Origin of the sequence: Corallibacter sp., from assembly GCF_048381695.1 — a bacterium.
Lineage (GTDB): Bacteria > Bacteroidota > Bacteroidia > Flavobacteriales > Flavobacteriaceae > Corallibacter > Corallibacter vietnamensis.
Genome location: NZ_JBLXHI010000001.1, coordinates 468,431 through 483,949 on the forward strand (window position 1 = coordinate 468,431; position 15,519 = coordinate 483,949).

The 15,519-nt window shown below is 31.6% G+C and carries 17 protein-coding genes and 1 tRNA gene; 13 read left to right on the top strand and 5 right to left on the bottom strand.

The features are described from left to right. Nucleotides 1-3: 3 nt before the first annotated feature. The 3 genes from ACN5J3_RS02210 to ACN5J3_RS02220 all read right to left on the bottom strand — a co-directional run bounded on the left by ACN5J3_RS02210 (nt 4) and on the right by ACN5J3_RS02220 (nt 3,589). Nucleotides 4-1,962 carry a DUF7619 domain-containing protein gene (locus ACN5J3_RS02210; RefSeq protein WP_418510622.1) on the bottom strand — a complete coding sequence of 653 codons (1,959 nt, stop codon included), beginning with the start codon at nt 1,960-1,962 and terminating at the stop codon, nt 4-6. A 75-nt stretch (nt 1,963-2,037) separates the two neighbouring features. Further along, a complete protein-coding gene (locus tag ACN5J3_RS02215) occupies nt 2,038-3,060 on the bottom strand; it encodes a hypothetical protein (protein WP_418510623.1) in 1,023 nt (340 codons plus the stop codon). Nucleotides 3,061-3,145: 85 nt separating this feature from the next. Further along, nucleotides 3,146-3,589: a hypothetical protein gene (locus ACN5J3_RS02220; RefSeq protein WP_344727566.1), complete on the bottom strand. Its 444-nt coding sequence runs from the start codon at nt 3,587-3,589 to the stop codon at nt 3,146-3,148. Between the two features lie 140 nt (nt 3,590-3,729). Between ACN5J3_RS02220 and ACN5J3_RS02225 the strand changes: the two genes are divergently transcribed. The 10 genes from ACN5J3_RS02225 (at nt 3,730) to ACN5J3_RS02270 (ending at nt 10,356) form a co-directional block, all read left to right on the top strand. After that, the gene (locus ACN5J3_RS02225) at nt 3,730-4,311 is read left to right on the top strand and encodes an RNA polymerase sigma factor (RefSeq protein ID WP_418509019.1); all 582 of its coding nucleotides are present in this window, start codon (nt 3,730-3,732) and stop codon (nt 4,309-4,311) included. A gap of 2 nt (nt 4,312-4,313) precedes the next feature. Next, a complete protein-coding gene (locus ACN5J3_RS02230; RefSeq protein WP_418510624.1) occupies nt 4,314-5,051 on the top strand; it encodes a tetratricopeptide repeat protein in 738 nt (245 codons plus the stop codon). Nucleotides 5,052-5,115: 64 nt separating this feature from the next. Next, nucleotides 5,116-5,883: a TatD family hydrolase gene (locus tag ACN5J3_RS02235; RefSeq protein WP_418510625.1), complete on the top strand. Its 768-nt coding sequence runs from the start codon at nt 5,116-5,118 to the stop codon at nt 5,881-5,883. Between the two features lie 2 nt (nt 5,884-5,885). Further along, a complete protein-coding gene (locus ACN5J3_RS02240) occupies nt 5,886-6,914 on the top strand; it encodes an asparaginase (protein WP_417290656.1) in 1,029 nt (342 codons plus the stop codon). 73 nt (nt 6,915-6,987) lie between these two features. Beyond that, nucleotides 6,988-7,075, top strand: a tRNA-Ser gene (locus ACN5J3_RS02245). 75 nt (nt 7,076-7,150) lie between these two features. Beyond that, a complete protein-coding gene (locus ACN5J3_RS02250; RefSeq protein WP_417290655.1) occupies nt 7,151-7,930 on the top strand; it encodes a MotA/TolQ/ExbB proton channel family protein in 780 nt (259 codons plus the stop codon). Nucleotides 7,931-7,954: 24 nt separating this feature from the next. Then, the gene (locus tag ACN5J3_RS02255; RefSeq protein WP_344727583.1) at nt 7,955-8,407 is read left to right on the top strand and encodes a hypothetical protein; all 453 of its coding nucleotides are present in this window, start codon (nt 7,955-7,957) and stop codon (nt 8,405-8,407) included. A gap of 5 nt (nt 8,408-8,412) precedes the next feature. Further along, the gene (locus ACN5J3_RS02260; protein WP_417290654.1) at nt 8,413-9,048 is read left to right on the top strand and encodes an ExbD/TolR family protein; all 636 of its coding nucleotides are present in this window, start codon (nt 8,413-8,415) and stop codon (nt 9,046-9,048) included. A 13-nt stretch (nt 9,049-9,061) separates the two neighbouring features. Continuing rightward, nucleotides 9,062-9,547 carry a biopolymer transporter ExbD gene (locus tag ACN5J3_RS02265; protein WP_344727592.1) on the top strand — a complete coding sequence of 162 codons (486 nt, stop codon included), beginning with the start codon at nt 9,062-9,064 and terminating at the stop codon, nt 9,545-9,547. Nucleotides 9,548-9,636: 89 nt separating this feature from the next. Next, nucleotides 9,637-10,356, top strand: coding sequence for a porin family protein (locus ACN5J3_RS02270; RefSeq protein ID WP_418510626.1), 720 nt, complete (start codon nt 9,637-9,639; stop codon nt 10,354-10,356). On the opposite strand, the gene ACN5J3_RS02275 is transcribed toward ACN5J3_RS02270, so the two are convergent. After that, nucleotides 10,351-10,956 (bottom strand): hypothetical protein, encoded by a 606-nt coding sequence (locus tag ACN5J3_RS02275; RefSeq protein ID WP_418510627.1) that lies wholly within the window; start codon nt 10,954-10,956, stop codon nt 10,351-10,353. The two genes, ACN5J3_RS02270 and ACN5J3_RS02275, sit on opposite strands and share 6 nt — an antisense overlap. After that, complete coding sequence (gene rpoN / locus ACN5J3_RS02280) at nt 10,956-12,413, bottom strand: RNA polymerase factor sigma-54 (RefSeq protein WP_418510628.1); 1,458 nt, start codon at nt 12,411-12,413, stop codon at nt 10,956-10,958. Before rpoN ends, ACN5J3_RS02275 begins: the two co-directional genes overlap by 1 nt. A 164-nt stretch (nt 12,414-12,577) precedes the next feature. Between rpoN and ACN5J3_RS02285 the strand changes: the two genes are divergently transcribed. The 3 genes from ACN5J3_RS02285 to ACN5J3_RS02295 all read left to right on the top strand — a co-directional run bounded on the left by ACN5J3_RS02285 (nt 12,578) and on the right by ACN5J3_RS02295 (nt 15,390). Next, nucleotides 12,578-14,044, top strand: a complete 1,467-nt coding sequence (locus tag ACN5J3_RS02285; RefSeq protein ID WP_418510629.1) for a TlpA family protein disulfide reductase — start codon at nt 12,578-12,580, stop codon at nt 14,042-14,044. A gap of 138 nt (nt 14,045-14,182) precedes the next feature. Further along, complete coding sequence (locus tag ACN5J3_RS02290) at nt 14,183-14,428, top strand: hypothetical protein (RefSeq protein WP_344727622.1); 246 nt, start codon at nt 14,183-14,185, stop codon at nt 14,426-14,428. A 56-nt stretch (nt 14,429-14,484) separates the two neighbouring features. Continuing rightward, a complete protein-coding gene (locus tag ACN5J3_RS02295) occupies nt 14,485-15,390 on the top strand; it encodes a hypothetical protein (RefSeq protein WP_344727624.1) in 906 nt (301 codons plus the stop codon). Nucleotides 15,391-15,519: the final 129 nt, after the last annotated feature.

Genomic DNA, 15,519 nt, shown 5'->3' on the forward strand with positions numbered 1-15,519 from the left:
AGATTAAAATTTCCAGATAGCATATAACTGCCAGTAGTTATAATTTTCTTTAAAGTTGATAACATAACGTGCGCCAACACTTGGACCAATTCTAGCAAATCCAGCAGTGACATCAAGCAATAATCCGGTTTTGAAATTTGCAAATGATTCTGAATTTTCAGAGCTTGTCTCAAACGACTCAAAAATAGGAGCATCAGGATCTGTGCCTTCATAATTTTCTACTAGTTGTGATTGTGATGCTTTTTCACTTATTGTGAGCATGCCTTGCAAGCCTGCACCAACGCCAATAAAATTATTTATGTTGTAGCGAATAAGCACAGGGATTTCCCAATCTATATTCTCATAGCTAGTATTGGTTGTAGTACGCTGTAAAAACTGAAAACCTTGAGGACCATCAGTGAAAGACTCTTGAATGGTTGTGTCATCTTTATAACGATGAAAACTATTTAGTAATTCCACTTGCCAATACCAGCGATAGGATTTGTAAGGTGATAATGTGGCTCCAAAAAAGTAGCTTTCAGAATCTTTTAAATCTGAAAATGAATTATACCCAGCTTTAACACCAATAGATAATCCAGGAACAAATCTGGTAGTAGAATAGTTAGTGATTATTGGTTCATTCTTGTCAAAAATAATAGCTGTTCTACTTTTGGTTTTTTTCTTATGAAAATCTTTAGCAAACTTAATGGTGTACTTTACAAAACCTTTAGTAGAATCATATTCTTTTACATTTTTCTGTTCGCTTCCTGGAAGGTATATATTCTTAAATGTAAAAATAGCCTGCGTATCAGTAAAAGTTGTGTCTAGACAGCTATAGCGAACTTCTTCTTTAGGACATATTTTACATTTTGGGTACATATCTTTTACCTCAATTGTTGATTTGTCTAGCATCTCTGGAATATCAGTTTCTAGCCTTATGGTTCTTGCTGGGCCTTCGCCATTATTCTGAAATTTTATTTTATATTTTAAAGTTTTAAATCTAACAAGTCTATAATTCATAAACGTACCATTGCTAGACATCTTATTCGGGTCGTGAGATGTAACAATTTCCATCTCCATATCTTTTACTTTATGGTTGTCATAATTAGCGTCAGGAACATAAACACCTCGAATAGAAATAATAGCGCTTGTGTCTTTTAGCATTTCTTGTGGTGTTCTCATAGTGAAGAATAAGTTGCGTTCTTCATTAGGTTTCATATTGTCGAATTCAAAAAGATTCCAGTCTTTATAGTAAAGCTTAGACGCTTCTAGTGTTAATGGAAGATTTGTTTTTATGGTTGTGTCTTGAGGCTTTGATTTGAGTTGTAGTAAATTGTTTTCTGCTGAAGCAAGTAGGGTGTTTTCAGTATTGTCTATAGTATTGGTGTAAACAAAACCCTCTGTAGAGATTTGTTTTTCACCATGATGAGCTCTTACATCGGTAATTTCAAAGTTGTTGGCCTTGTACTTTTGCTCGTTGTAGAATATATATAGTTTGCCATTAGTCGTGTAGTTTAGATAATTTCTGTAACTCATAATGACCGCTATTTCTTCATTAGGCATTGGTTCTCTATTACGTTGCAGGGTGAAATCTTCGGTCATAGAGGCTTCATCAAGTGTAGAAGAGTCTGCTTGAGATATACTTATTTTCTTGGGTCTTGTAGTTGGTGGCTTCCCGGTATCGTAATTGTTTGTTGCCCAGAATTTAATATCGTAATCACCTGTGGCTTTATATGTGTGTTTTGGATTTTTTTCTTTACTGTAAGTGCCATCTCCAAACTCCCAATAATAGGAGTAAAATGCTTTTGGCGCACCAGCTATTTGTTCTAGCGTTGGAGTTTCGGGAGTAAACTCAACATGAGTGCCTTCTATACGATGCTTTATTGTGGCTATTCTAGAGATAGAATCATTTGTTATTGTTTCTTGAGCATAAACAGAAAAGAAACAACAAAAAACAACAATTGTAGTGTATAATGTTTTCATATCGTTGAGGTTATGGTTACAGCTAAAATACAAAAAGCGGCGGCAATAATAGCCGCCACTTTTCTCAAGGTTAAATTAAGGCAGATTATTTATTATTGTTATCAGCTCTGCTTCTGTTGCTGTGCTTGTTTCATCAAGGGTAAAAGTTATAATATCATCTTCAGCTATGGTTACAGATTTTATAGCATATCTCCATAAGCCATCTAGTTCAGTAACAAAAATCACATGACATTCTAATCCTATAGGAATTTGTCCATAATGTTCGCTAAACAAACCGCTTTCATAAGTATCTAGAGCAGCAAGTCCAGAATCTTCTCCATCATAAGATAAATAAACAGCGCTGTTTTCATAATCGTAACCAAATGGCGCTTGCACATAAATGGTTGTTTTTGGTCTAGGATCATTGTAAAATCGATCAATATTTGTCCAACCAAAATTATCTAAAAACGCATAATATTCGCCTCCTTCAGCAAAAACGCCACCTTGTCCTGTAACATCTTCAGCTTCTCTCCAAGCAAGATTTCCATCTTCGTCAATTTCGCCAGTCCATAAGCTCATGTCGTTATCTGGACCACCTGTTAAACTAGCAGGAACATTAAGTTGTATTTGGCAATTGGTAGCTAAAACAACATCATCTTGTGTAGCTTCTAGGTAAAATTCGCCACCAGAAATTAATAGGGCTTTGTCTCCATTTGGCATAATGCCCATGGTAGGTTTGTTTGTGGTAAACATGTTCCCTTTGTTAAAAATCTCTATGTATTCTAAATCTACCATGCCAGTTACGGGATCACCGTTTTTTGTTAAGCAATTTGCGTTTATAGAAATGGTAACATTATTATCTGACGTTAACGTGATGAATCCATCGTCTGCATTAAATTGAAAATTTTGTTTAATATTTTCTAATGCTTGCTCTCTAATGTTTTCAAATTCTTGAGATGTTGGTGCATTACTACCAATGTAAATAGGGTCAGCATCATCATTTACATTACAACTGCTTAATATAATCAGTGCAAGTAGGGTTCCAAATAAGGTTTTTAATGTTTTGCTCACAGCATTAAAGTGTTTTAATGGGTTGTGAAATAAAATTGAATTTTTCATAATTAATACGGTTTTATATTAGTATTCATGTTTATATACACAGGGCAACAATTTTGTTACCCTGTTGTATGTTGTTAAAGGTTATTTATTGTCTTGGCTGACTGAAAATTATTTTTGAAGTGATAATGTCGCCAGATGCTACAAGTTTTATCATTTTGTGAGCATCTTTCTCTGAAGATGAATAACCTTTAGCATAGCCTTTGGTACTTGTTACTTCCCAAAAGTAATTTCTCTTTTCCTTGTTTTTTACTTCGCTATTAAGCATAAAGAAGCTTTCTACTTTTTTTTCTAAAATGATTTCTCCAGAGCTTACTAGCGTTATCATATTATTGGCGTGTTCTAGATTTAGCGATGTTCCAGAATAAGTGCCTTTGTTTGTTTTTACTGTCCAATCATAAACTTTTACGATTTTATCTTTTGTGATTTCTATCACTTCATTAGAAGTGTTAAGGATCATTTTTTCATTTGTAGCGTTTACATTAAGAAAAGTAAAAACTACTGTAGCGATAATTAAAATTGAATTTTTCATGACTTTAATGTTTTTTGAGTTTGAGTTTCTTTTTTTTAAATGCAACAGTTTTGTTGTTACACCCTTATATCAAAACCGATTAAAGTTTGTTACCCTTTTAATTGAAAGTTTTTTTAAATTAGTAGAAAATACAAGGGTTCATGAGCCAAAAAAAAATTCACGAAGACCAGAAATATATAGATGGGTTGGTACAAAACAACACGTTTGTTATACAAACCATCTATAATAAGTTTGCACCAAAAGTGATAAACTATATTAAGCAGAATAGTGGTGATGTATCCCAAGCAAAAGATATTATTCAAGAAACTATAATAACTATTTATAACCAAGCAAATGAAAAAGGCTTGCAGTTAACATGTCCTTTTGATGCTTACTTTTTTTTACTGTGTAAGCGTAAATGGCTCAATCAATTAAAAAAAACAAACAATAAAGAGGTAACAATTAATGAGGAAGTATTATCTAAAGATGACGATGCTCAAGAACTTGCCTTTGAAAGCAGTTTGTTTGAACAACAACATCATCTTTTTACAGAGATGTTTCAAAAGTTAGGGCAAGCTTGTAAAGATTTATTAAAAGCAACTTTTAAAATTAAATCAATGGAAGCTGTTGCTCAAAGTCTAGGAGTTACCTATGCCTATGCCAGAAAAAAGAAATCCTTATGTATTGGTAAACTAACTAAAATGGTTCAAGAGTCTCCCAAGTATCAAAACCTAAAACAGTAATCATGCAAGAACAAGATTATATAACATTTGAAGCATACCTAACAGGTGATTTAAAACCTGAAGAGCAGTTGGCTTTTGAAAAACGCTTAAACACTGATGCAGATGTGAAGTTGGCTTTTGAAAGCTATAAAAATGCTTCTAAATTTTTAAAACATCATATAGAGAATGATGAAAAAAATCAGGCTTTTAAAACAAATCTAGAATCGGTTTCAAATACATATTTTCAAAACAAAGCAGTTGCCAAAAACAAAGTAAAGCGTATAAATCCTTGGTATTATTCTGTGGCAGCAGCAGCTATTTTATTAATAGGATTTTTTATTGGCCAGCAATTTTCAAATCCAGTTTATGATGATTTTGCTAATTATGAATCAATAAGTTTAACCGTAAGAGGTTCACAACAAGATGTATTAACAAAAGCCGAAACAGCTTTTAACAATAAAAACTATCAAAACGCTAATAAGTATTTTTCAGAATTATTAAAAACCGATGCAAGCAACCTTGAGTTAAAACTTTATAATGCTGTGGCTCTTGTAGAGCTAGATCGTTTTGATGAAGCTGATGCTGTTTTTGAAAACATAATTGCTTCGCCATCAGTATATCGTAATAAAGCTACTTGGTATTTGGCATTAAGTAAGCTTAAACAAGAAGATAATGTAGCTTGTTTAAAAATACTTCAAACTCTACCTAAAGACGCAGATGACTATAAACAAGCACAAAAGCTTATCAAAAAGTTAGATTAAACATATTATACAAATAGTAGTAAAAAAGTCATCAGGTTGCTGATGACTTTTTTATTTTTGCTTTATGATAGTAACTGATACACATACACATTTATATAGTGACGCTTTTGATGATGATAGAGCAGCAATGATTCAACGTGCTATAGATAATAATGTCTCACGTTTTTTTATCCCAGCAATAGATTCAGGGTATACAGATTCTATGTTGCAGTTAGAGCAAGATTTTCCAAACAATGTGTTTTTAATGATGGGATTGCATCCAACATCAGTAAAAGAAAATTACAAAAAAGAGTTAGCACATGTAGAAGAGATGCTTGCTAAACGTCATTTTTATGCGGTAGGTGAGATAGGAATAGATTTATATTGGGATACATCTACATTGGCTATTCAAAAAGACGCTTTTAAACATCAAATAAAATTAGCAAAGCATTATAAATTACCAATAGTAATACATTGCCGAGATGCTTTTGATGAAATCTTTGAAGTATTAGAAACCGAAAAGTCAGATGATTTGTTTGGGATTTTTCATTGCTTTACTGGGACATTAGAACAAGCTCAAAAAGCTATTTCCTACAATATGAAACTAGGAATAGGTGGTGTGGCTACATTTAAGAATGGTAAAATAGATCAATTTTTAAATCAAATAGATTTAAAGCATATTGTTTTAGAAACAGATTCACCATATTTGGCACCAAAACCATATCGCGGTAAGCGTAATGAAAGCGCCTATATTATAAAGGTGTTAGAAAAACTGTCAGATCTTTATGAGCTTCCGCAAGAAAAAATAGCTGAAGTTACCACGAAAAATTCAAAAGATATCTTTAATATATAAGTATGGAAAACAATCCTAAAATACTTTTAGTTTATACCGGAGGCACCATTGGGATGATAAAAAATCCCAATACAGGCGCTTTAAAAGCCTTTGATTTTAATAATCTATTAAAACGAATTCCTGAATTAAAACTTTTAGATTGTGATATTTCTACTGTTTCTTTTGATGAGCCTATAGACTCTTCAAACATGTGTCCTAAATATTGGGTTCAAATAGCTGAAATTATTGAAACACATTATGAGTCATATGATGGTTTTGTAGTCTTGCATGGTAGCGATACAATGAGTTATACAGCATCAGCATTGAGCTTTATGTTAGAGAACCTCGCTAAGCCAGTAATACTTACAGGGTCTCAATTGCCAATAGGAGATTTACGTACTGATGCAAAAGAAAACCTAATAACGTCTATACAAATGGCATCTTTACAAAGACGAAACCGTCCAGTAATTAGAGAAGTAGGACTTTATTTTGAATATAAATTATATAGAGGTAATAGAACCACAAAAATTAATGCCGAACATTTTGAGGCTTTTGAATCTTTAAATTACCCGCATTTGGCAGAATCTGGTGTTCATATTAAGGTAAATCATGATGATTTATACAAACCCAACGCCAGAAAAAAACTAGTAGTTCATAAAACATTTGATACAAACATAGCTCTAATAAAGCTGTTTCCGGGTATTTCAAAATCTGTGTTAGAGTGTATGGCTTACAACCCTAACTTAAAAGGTATTGTTATAGAAACCTATGGCGCAGGAAACGCCACTACCGAAGATTGGTTTGTAGATGTGATTAAGCAGTTAATAAAAAAAGGAGTTCAAGTAATAAATGTCACACAATGTTCAGGAGGTAGTGTAAATATGGGGCAATATGAAACTAGTTCTCAGCTTAAAACCATAGGTGTTATTTCAGGAAAAGACATAACAACCGAGGCGGCCATTGCAAAACTCATGTATTTATTAGGAGAAAATGTAGCCTCTAACACGTTCAAAACCATATTTGAAACGAGTTTAAGAGGAGAATTGTCTTAAAATTAACTTTCAAAATTTTTAGCTTTCAAAAGTTTTTTTGTTATTTGCTACACTGTATTAAAAATTAAAATACAGAGAGGTGGCCGAGTGGTCGAAGGCGCACGCCTGGAAAGTGTGTATACGTCACAAGCGTATCGAGGGTTCGAATCCCTTCCTCTCTGCAGTTATTTTTATTTTTTAATCGTATTTTTTTTATATCTTTAACACTTTAACTAATAAAATTAAGAACAAGAACAATGAAAAGATTATTTTCTATCCTTGCCATTATGTGTTTTATGGCATTCGGAACAGCTAACGCAGCAACTACAGCATTAACAAGTGCTACAACTGTTGTTACTACATTTCAAGATGAAGCTACTGATGATGCAGCAGCAACAGCAGAGAGTGAATCATTCCACCAAGAACTTAAAAAACGTTTTATAGAAGGTGGCCCTGGATTTATGGGAATCGTTTTATTATGTTTAATTCTTGGGTTAGCGATAGCTATTGAAAGAATTATCTTTTTAAACCTTTCAACAACAAATACAAAAAAATTAACTCAAAATGTAGAAGAAGCATTACAGTCAGGTGGTGTTGAAGCTGCAAAAGAAGTTTGTAGAAACACAAAAGGACCTGTTGCTTCTATTTTCTACCAAGGATTAGATAGAACTGACGAAGGTATCGAGGCTGCAGAAAAAGCTGTTGTAGCTTACGGTGGTGTTCAAATGGGACAATTAGAGAAAAACGTATCTTGGATTTCTTTATTTATCGCATTAGCACCAATGTTAGGATTCATGGGTACGGTAATTGGTATGATTCAAGCCTTTGATAAGATTCAAGCTGCAGGAGATATGCAACCATCACTTGTTGCAGGTGGTATTAAAGTAGCACTTTTAACAACAGTATTTGGTCTTATCGTAGCGATTATTCTTCAAATTTTCTATAACTACATTATTGCTAAAATTGACAGCATCGTAAACGATATGGAAGATGCGTCAATTACATTAATGGACTTGTTAATCAGAAACAAGAAGTAATAATCATAAATTCAATAAAACATTATGAGTTTACATAAAATTTTAAAAATTGTAGCAGCCGTTTTAGGTTTGTTAGGTATTGTCTTTCTAGTAAGAATTATTTCTGCTGGAGACGAAGCTATCAAAGCTGATGCTGCTATGGGAGATACTGCAATAGTAGATCCAATCGCATATGTTGCTTATGCAATTATGGCTTTAGTCATATTGTTTGTAGTAGTGTTTGTATTTAAAAACCTATTTACAAATGCAGCAACATTAAAAAATACATTAGTAGGTGTAGGTATTTTTGCCGCTATATTAGTTATTTCTTATGCTATGTCAGGAGGCGACACTACACAATACCTATATAATGGAGAAGCAGTTACAGAAGGAGAATCAACTATGGTAGGAGCTGGTTTATTAGCGTTCTACATATTAATTGTTGTAGCAGCAATATCAATGCTATTCTCTGGAGTTAAAAAAATAATGAATAAATAATAATTATGGCAAAAAGATCAGCACCAGAAGTTAATGCAGGCTCTATGGCTGACATTGCTTTCTTACTGTTAATTTTCTTCTTGGTTACTACAACCATAGAAATTGATTCAGGTTTAAATAGAAAGTTGCCTCCAATTGAAGAGACTGAACCTCCTATTATTAAGGAGCGTAACATCTTTCAATTAACCGTAAACGGAAAGAATCAACTTTTCTTAAAAGCCAATGGTAACGATGGAGAAGTTGTTAAACTTAAAGATTTACGTAAAAAAGCCGTTGCTTTTTTAGATAATGGTGGAGGAACTGGACAAGATAGATGTGAGAAATGTAAAGGAAAGCGTAACCCGCAATCTTCTGATAACTTTCAAAAAGCCATTATTTCATTACAAAATGATAGGTTAACAAGGTATGATACCTATATAGCTGTTCAAAATGAAATCATAGCGGCTTACAATGAGTTGAGAGATAGAGAATTTAAATTAGCTTACCCAAATTTAAATATGGGTTATGTTGAAGCAGATAAGATGTATTCTGACCCAAGAACATCAGCTGAAGACAAAGCAAGATTAAAGGATAAAATTGAAGCAATAAAAGTTTTAATTCCTCAAAAGTTCTCTGAAGCAGAGCCGAAAAAGTCTAATTAGATAAATAAATATTATGTCTAAATTTAAAAAGAAAAAAAGTGGCGATTTGCCAGCAATATCTACAGCATCATTACCTGATATTGTATTCATGTTGCTATTCTTCTTTATGGTGGCTACGGTTATGCGTCAAAACACGTTGAAAATTGAAAACCGTTTACCTGCAGCTAACCAAGTAGAAAAGTTAGCCAAGCGTAATTTACTTATGTATATTTATGCAGGAAAGCCTAGCAGTAGTTACAAGCAATACGGATCATTATCTAGAATTCAGTTAAATGATAAATTTGCTGGAGTAGATGAGATTAAAGCTTTTATAGCTGCAGAGCGCGCTGCTAAAAGAGAAGAAGAAGTTCCTTTCTTAACAACCGTTTTAAGTGTTGATAAGGAAACTAATATGGGACTTGTTTCTGATATTAAGCAAGAATTACGAGAAGTTAATGCTCTTAAAATTAATTATAAAACCAGAAAAGGTGATGCCTTACAAGGTGTAAGTGATAATTAATTTTATCTTAATTTTAAATATTACAAAGGCGTTTTGAGAAATCAATACGCCTTTTGTTTTATTGTAAATGTTATATTATTTTTAGTTATATGAAATATTCTTTTTTGGTTTTTATATTCTCGCTAGTTTACACGCATTCTTTTTCACAAGAAACATTGAATGATAAAGCTGTTTCAGATTCTTTAAAGACAAGGTATGCATCTTATAAAGAGGATCAATTTTATGCAGGAGTTACTTACAATATACTAGTAAATAAACCAGCTAATCTTTCTCAAAGTGGGTTTTCAATCGGTGTTTTACTTGGTTTTATTAAAGATATGCCTATTAATAAGCGTAGAAATGTAGCTATTGGTTTAGGACTAGGTTTAGCATCAAACTCTTTTAATAATAATATGTTTATTAATAAAGATGCTTTAGGTAATTATAGCTATAGTATTTTAAGTGATTCAGATATATCCTATTCTAAAAATAAATTAACAACGTACAAGGTTGAATTACCTATAGAGTTTAGGTGGCGAACATCAACGGCAAATGAGTATAAGTTTTGGCGTATTTATACAGGTATTAAATTAGGGTATGTGTTAGCAGATACATATAAGTTTAAAGGTGATATAGGAGCTATAAAGCACACCAATTTGTCTGATATGAATGATTTTCAGTATGGATTGACTTTAAGTGCAGGTTACAATACCTGGAACTTACATTTTTATTATGGTTTGAATACTATTTTTAGTGATGATGCTATGATAAATAATAAAAGTTTAGATGTAAGTGCTATAAAATTAGGTTTGATATTTTACATCCTATAACCAATAATTAACTAAAATTAGTTGAGGTAAAAGCCCTAAAAAACACCCTGTAAACAACTCTTTTCCATTGTGGGCTTTAAGGTGTAGTCTAGAAGAAGCAACGCTTCCCATTATAATAAACATTAACGCTAATGTACCAATAATATTGATGCTGAAGTGAATGCTTAAGGCAACATAAAACATAAAAACACCAGATACCCCAATCATGTGAATACTAGCCTTAAATTTGAGTATAGCCAATATTAAGCATGCTAAAGACGATATAAGAATCCCCACAAAAAAGTAGTATAACTCAATGATTTCAGTGCTAGGAAGCACTCTAAATAGTATTAAAAGGGTTATAATACAGTTTAATAATAACGGTAAAACACGTTCTTCAGGAGTTTCTAAATAAATGGTTTTAGTTTTCCCAATAGTTTTTAATAAAAAGTAAAGAAGAATAGGTAGTAATACCGTAAGAATAAAAAGTGATATTATCTTGGCTTGTATAATAGGAGTTGGTATAAATCTTGGTGATTTAGCAAAATAAAAAGTCACCCCAAAAAGCGGCATTAAAACAGGGTGAAAAACCAACGATATGCATTTAAAAAGACGATCCATTAAATCTTCTTACGCAACCTAGCCACAGGAATATCAAGCTGTTCACGATATTTAGCTACTGTTCTTCTAGCAATAGGATATCCCTTTTCTTTTAGAATTTTAGCAAGAGCTTCATCTGTAAGCGGTTTTTTCTTGTTTTCTTCTTCTATAACTGTTTCAAGAATTTTTTTAATCTCTCTTGTAGAAACTTCCTCACCTTGATCATTGGTCATTGATTCTGAAAAGAATTCTTTAATTAATTTGGTACCGTAAGGCGTGTCTACATATTTGCTGTTTGCTACACGAGAAACGGTTGATACATCCATATCAATTTCATCAGCAATATCTTTAAGAATCATTGGTTTTAACTTACGTTCATCACCAGTTAAGAAATATTCTTTTTGATAATGCATAATAGCACTCATGGTTACAAACAGCGTTTGTTGACGTTGTTTAATAGCCTCAATAAACCATTTAGCAGCATCTAGCTTTTGTTTAATAAACAATACAGCATCCTTTTGCGATTTTGATTTTTCTTTTGATGCTTTATAGCCTTTCAACATATTGTTATACTCGGCAGATACATGAAGTTCTGGAGCATTCCTGCCATTGAGTGTTAACTCTAATTCGCCGTCAACAATTTTAATGGCAAAATCAGGAACAACATGTTCTACAATTCTATTATTGCCAGAATAAGAGCCACCTGGTTTAGGGTTTAGGTGCTCAATTTCATCTATGGCATCTTTTAGTTGTTGTTCGGTGATATCAAACTTTTGAAGGAGTTTTTTGTAGTGTTTTTTAGTGAATTGCTCAAAAGCAGTGTCAATAATTTCAATAGCCAATTCGGTATCAGCGTTTTTTTCTTTTCTATGTAGTTGAATGCTCAAACATTCTTGAAGGTTACGAGCGCCAACACCTGCGGGATCTAATTGGTGTACTTTATGCAGTACTTTTTCAACGGTAGCCTCATCAGTATACACATTTTGAGTAAATGCTAAATCATCAACTATATCAAGAAGATCACGACGTATGTAACCGCTTTCATCAACGCTTCCAACTAGAAATTCGGCAATGTCACGTTCTTCATCGGTTAGCCTAAAGGTATTAAGTTGGTTGGTTAAATATTGTGTGAATGATGTTCCAGCTGCATAGGGTACATTTTTTTCCTCATCATCACTACTGTAATTATTAGCTTGCGTACGATAACTAGGAATTTCATCATCACTTAAGTATTCATCAACGTTAATGTCTTCTGAATTAATGCTTTCATTATCATTGTATTCATCAGTACTATTATCAAATGTATCATCAAAATCATCTGATCTTTCTTTGCCGCTTTCAAGTGCAGGATTTTCTTCTAATTCTTGCTTTAAACGTTGCTCAAAAGCTTGTGTAGGCAATTGTATCAGCTTCATCAACTGAATTTGTTGAGGCGATAATTTTTGTGATAATTTGAATTGTAAATACTGCTTTAGCATTATTGATTTCCTGTTTTTATAAAAATAAAAAAATAATCTACTCTTTGTTTAGAATAACGAAGATAGTTTTTCGTTTGAGAATAATTCTTACAAAACTTGTTTTAATATTAGTTTATGTACATTGCTTTCTCATTAAATTAATTGTAGTACAAAATTATATTTCTATGAAAAAACATCAAAAATTTATTAAATTATTGTTGATAATTATAATAGTTATTGGATTATCTAATTGTCAGAAAAAAAAATCATCGTATGAAAAGGATGTCAATTTAGAGCAAGTTAATTTATACTATCGCTATAAGAATGATACTCTAATAAAGTCCGTACTACTTGATGAAACTAATGTGGAGTTTAATAATGAGTTTTCAATGTTAAAAAGAAAAAGTGATAAAGAAGATTTAAACTTTCATTTTAATTTAGAAACACCAAGATTGTTTAAGTTTTACAGCTTTGAACCTATGTCTATTCCGTTTATGGTATATGTTACTCCCGGAGATTCGTTAGTTTACAGATTGGAGAATAATACAATAATATTTAAGGGAACAAATGCAGCACATTACAATTTTTTTAAGGAGCTCAATGATTTAAATTTAAAATATCCGGATTATGATGAAAAATTAGGACTTTCAGATTTTATTGAGAATAGAAAAACAGACTATCAAAAGCGATTGGATTTTTTAGAAGAATACGCAAAAGACAGAAACACTTCCAATTCATTTTATCAAAAGATTAGAGCTGTTTTAAGGTTTCAGTACATTAATGGTATGTTAAACACAAAACTGTTACCTAAAGGAGCAATAACAGATTATACAGATTATTTAAAAGATATAGATGTTGAAATTTTTAACCGTAATGATCAAGATGATAATGTGTATTTTCAGTTGGCCTTAACTAATTATATTAAGGTTATAACAGAAATGAAATTCGGAGATAATGCCTTTTCAAGAGAAGTACTTGAATTCCAATTAAATTTTATTGAAAAGCACCTCAAGGGCGAAACAAAAGAATATGCCATTACAAAAATGCTTTCTGTATTTAATAAACAACTAGATTTAAAAAACATAGATATTCTTCAAGATAAAATTGACAACTACCTGCCACAAATTGAAAATGAAAAGTTTAAAGCTGTTTTACAAAAAGTAAATAGACGGTTAAATACTATAAACAACCAGTTAATAGATAAGGTCTTTTCTGATACACTTATAAATCCAGAAGGAGAAATTCTGACCTTTAAAGAGGTACTGAAGGAACAAAAAGATAAAACAAAAATTATTGATTTTTGGGCAAGTTGGTGTGCGCCTTGTATCAAGGAAATTAAAAATAGTTATCAATATAGACAGCAATTGATTAAAGAAAAAAACATAAGTTTTATATATGTTTCAATTGATAAAGACCCTGAAAAATGGAAGCAAAAAGTTGAAGAATTGGAAGAGTTTGGCATGGATAAGTATCAATACTTAATACCCGAAACGAATAATTCAGCCTTAAGAACGTTTTTTAATGTTAGTTCTATTCCGCATTATGCTATTCTTGATGGAAAAAATAATGTGTTTTTAATGAATGCGCCATCACCAGGTAATACGGTTCAATTTAATGAGGTGATTAATAGAATTGAAGCGATACAGGAGTAAGTATTGGGTGTTTAATAATCTTAACTTTTTATTCTAAAGCAAACGAAATATTAAAATATTCTTTCGCGAGGAATAGACACAAACTGTGAGTGTCTTAAAATGTTCACAGCAAATATAATTTTATTAATTTTTTACATTATGTTAAAAAACATTTTAGATTTAGAAGGTGTTGCTGTTCTCGACAAAAAGCAGCAAAAAGAAATTACAGGTGGACGTAGAATACGTAATTTACAAGGTACAGGCAATATTATGGTGTATAATGGTGGCGTTTATGCCTGTGAGTGTACATGGGAAGTTAAAGAGGGATTATTTGGCTCTTGGCAACAGCAAACTGGACCATGCCCTGCTCAAACTATGGAATCTTTAAGTTGTGTTCCTGAATAATTGATTATTAGTCTAGGGTGTTGTATTAGCACTCTAGACTATACAATACACTAATTATGTTTAAAATTCTTAAAATTAAAGTTATACTTTTTTTTGCATTTACTTTAAATTGTTTTTGTCAATCTAAAGTTGTGTATAAAGTGTTGAGTGCTAAAGATTCAACAAGTATAGAATATGCACATATTCTTTTAAATGAAAAAATTTTAGCATATTCAAATCAAAAAGGAGAGATTATATTTGATGAAAACATTCCAGAGGACAATGATGTTTTGAAACTATCTCATTTAACATATTCACAAATAACAATTCGTTATGAAGATTTAAAAAGAACTAAAAACATTTATCTCAATGAAAAAATAAACTCTTTAGATGAAGTTATATTAAAAACAGGAAAAAGAAAAAAAACTAATAGATTATTGCCAGAACGATCAGTTTTAGATCCTCTATATGATAGAAAAGACGTGACTTTTCCTAATTCTTTAGAGATTGCAGTTTACATCCCGAATTACAAGAAAAAGGAATATTTTATAAATAAAATAATTCTTAATTCAAAAAACAAAGCTCAAAAAGGCGATAATAAATATATTCCATTCAAGGTAAATTTAATGACAATCGATACCACCACACACTTACCTGATAAAAAAATTTTTAAAGAGGATTTATCAGTAGGTAAGTTAGAAAATCAGAAATTAGTAGAGATTGATTTAAAGAATCAAGAAGAGGTAATTTTTCCAAAAGAAGGAATCTGTATTTTTGTATCGTTATATAGTGAAGAGTTTTATTTACAAAGTGGATTTGATAAGAGACCATCTTTTGGTGTAGTACAAATTAAAGAAAGATCACAGTTTAGAGAATATAAAAAACATTATTTGGCGAATGAAAATAGTTGGATTGAAGCTGGATATAGTCAGCGAAGAGAGCAATGTTTTGACTTTGGAATTGAAATAATTTCAATAGATTAATGATACTTATATGAATTATTATTAAATGAGCTTCCCATTTTATAAACAACCCGACACCAAAGACTGTGGTCCAACTTGTATAAAAAAAACAATCTACTTATAAGGTTAAGTAGATTGTTTTATGAAAAT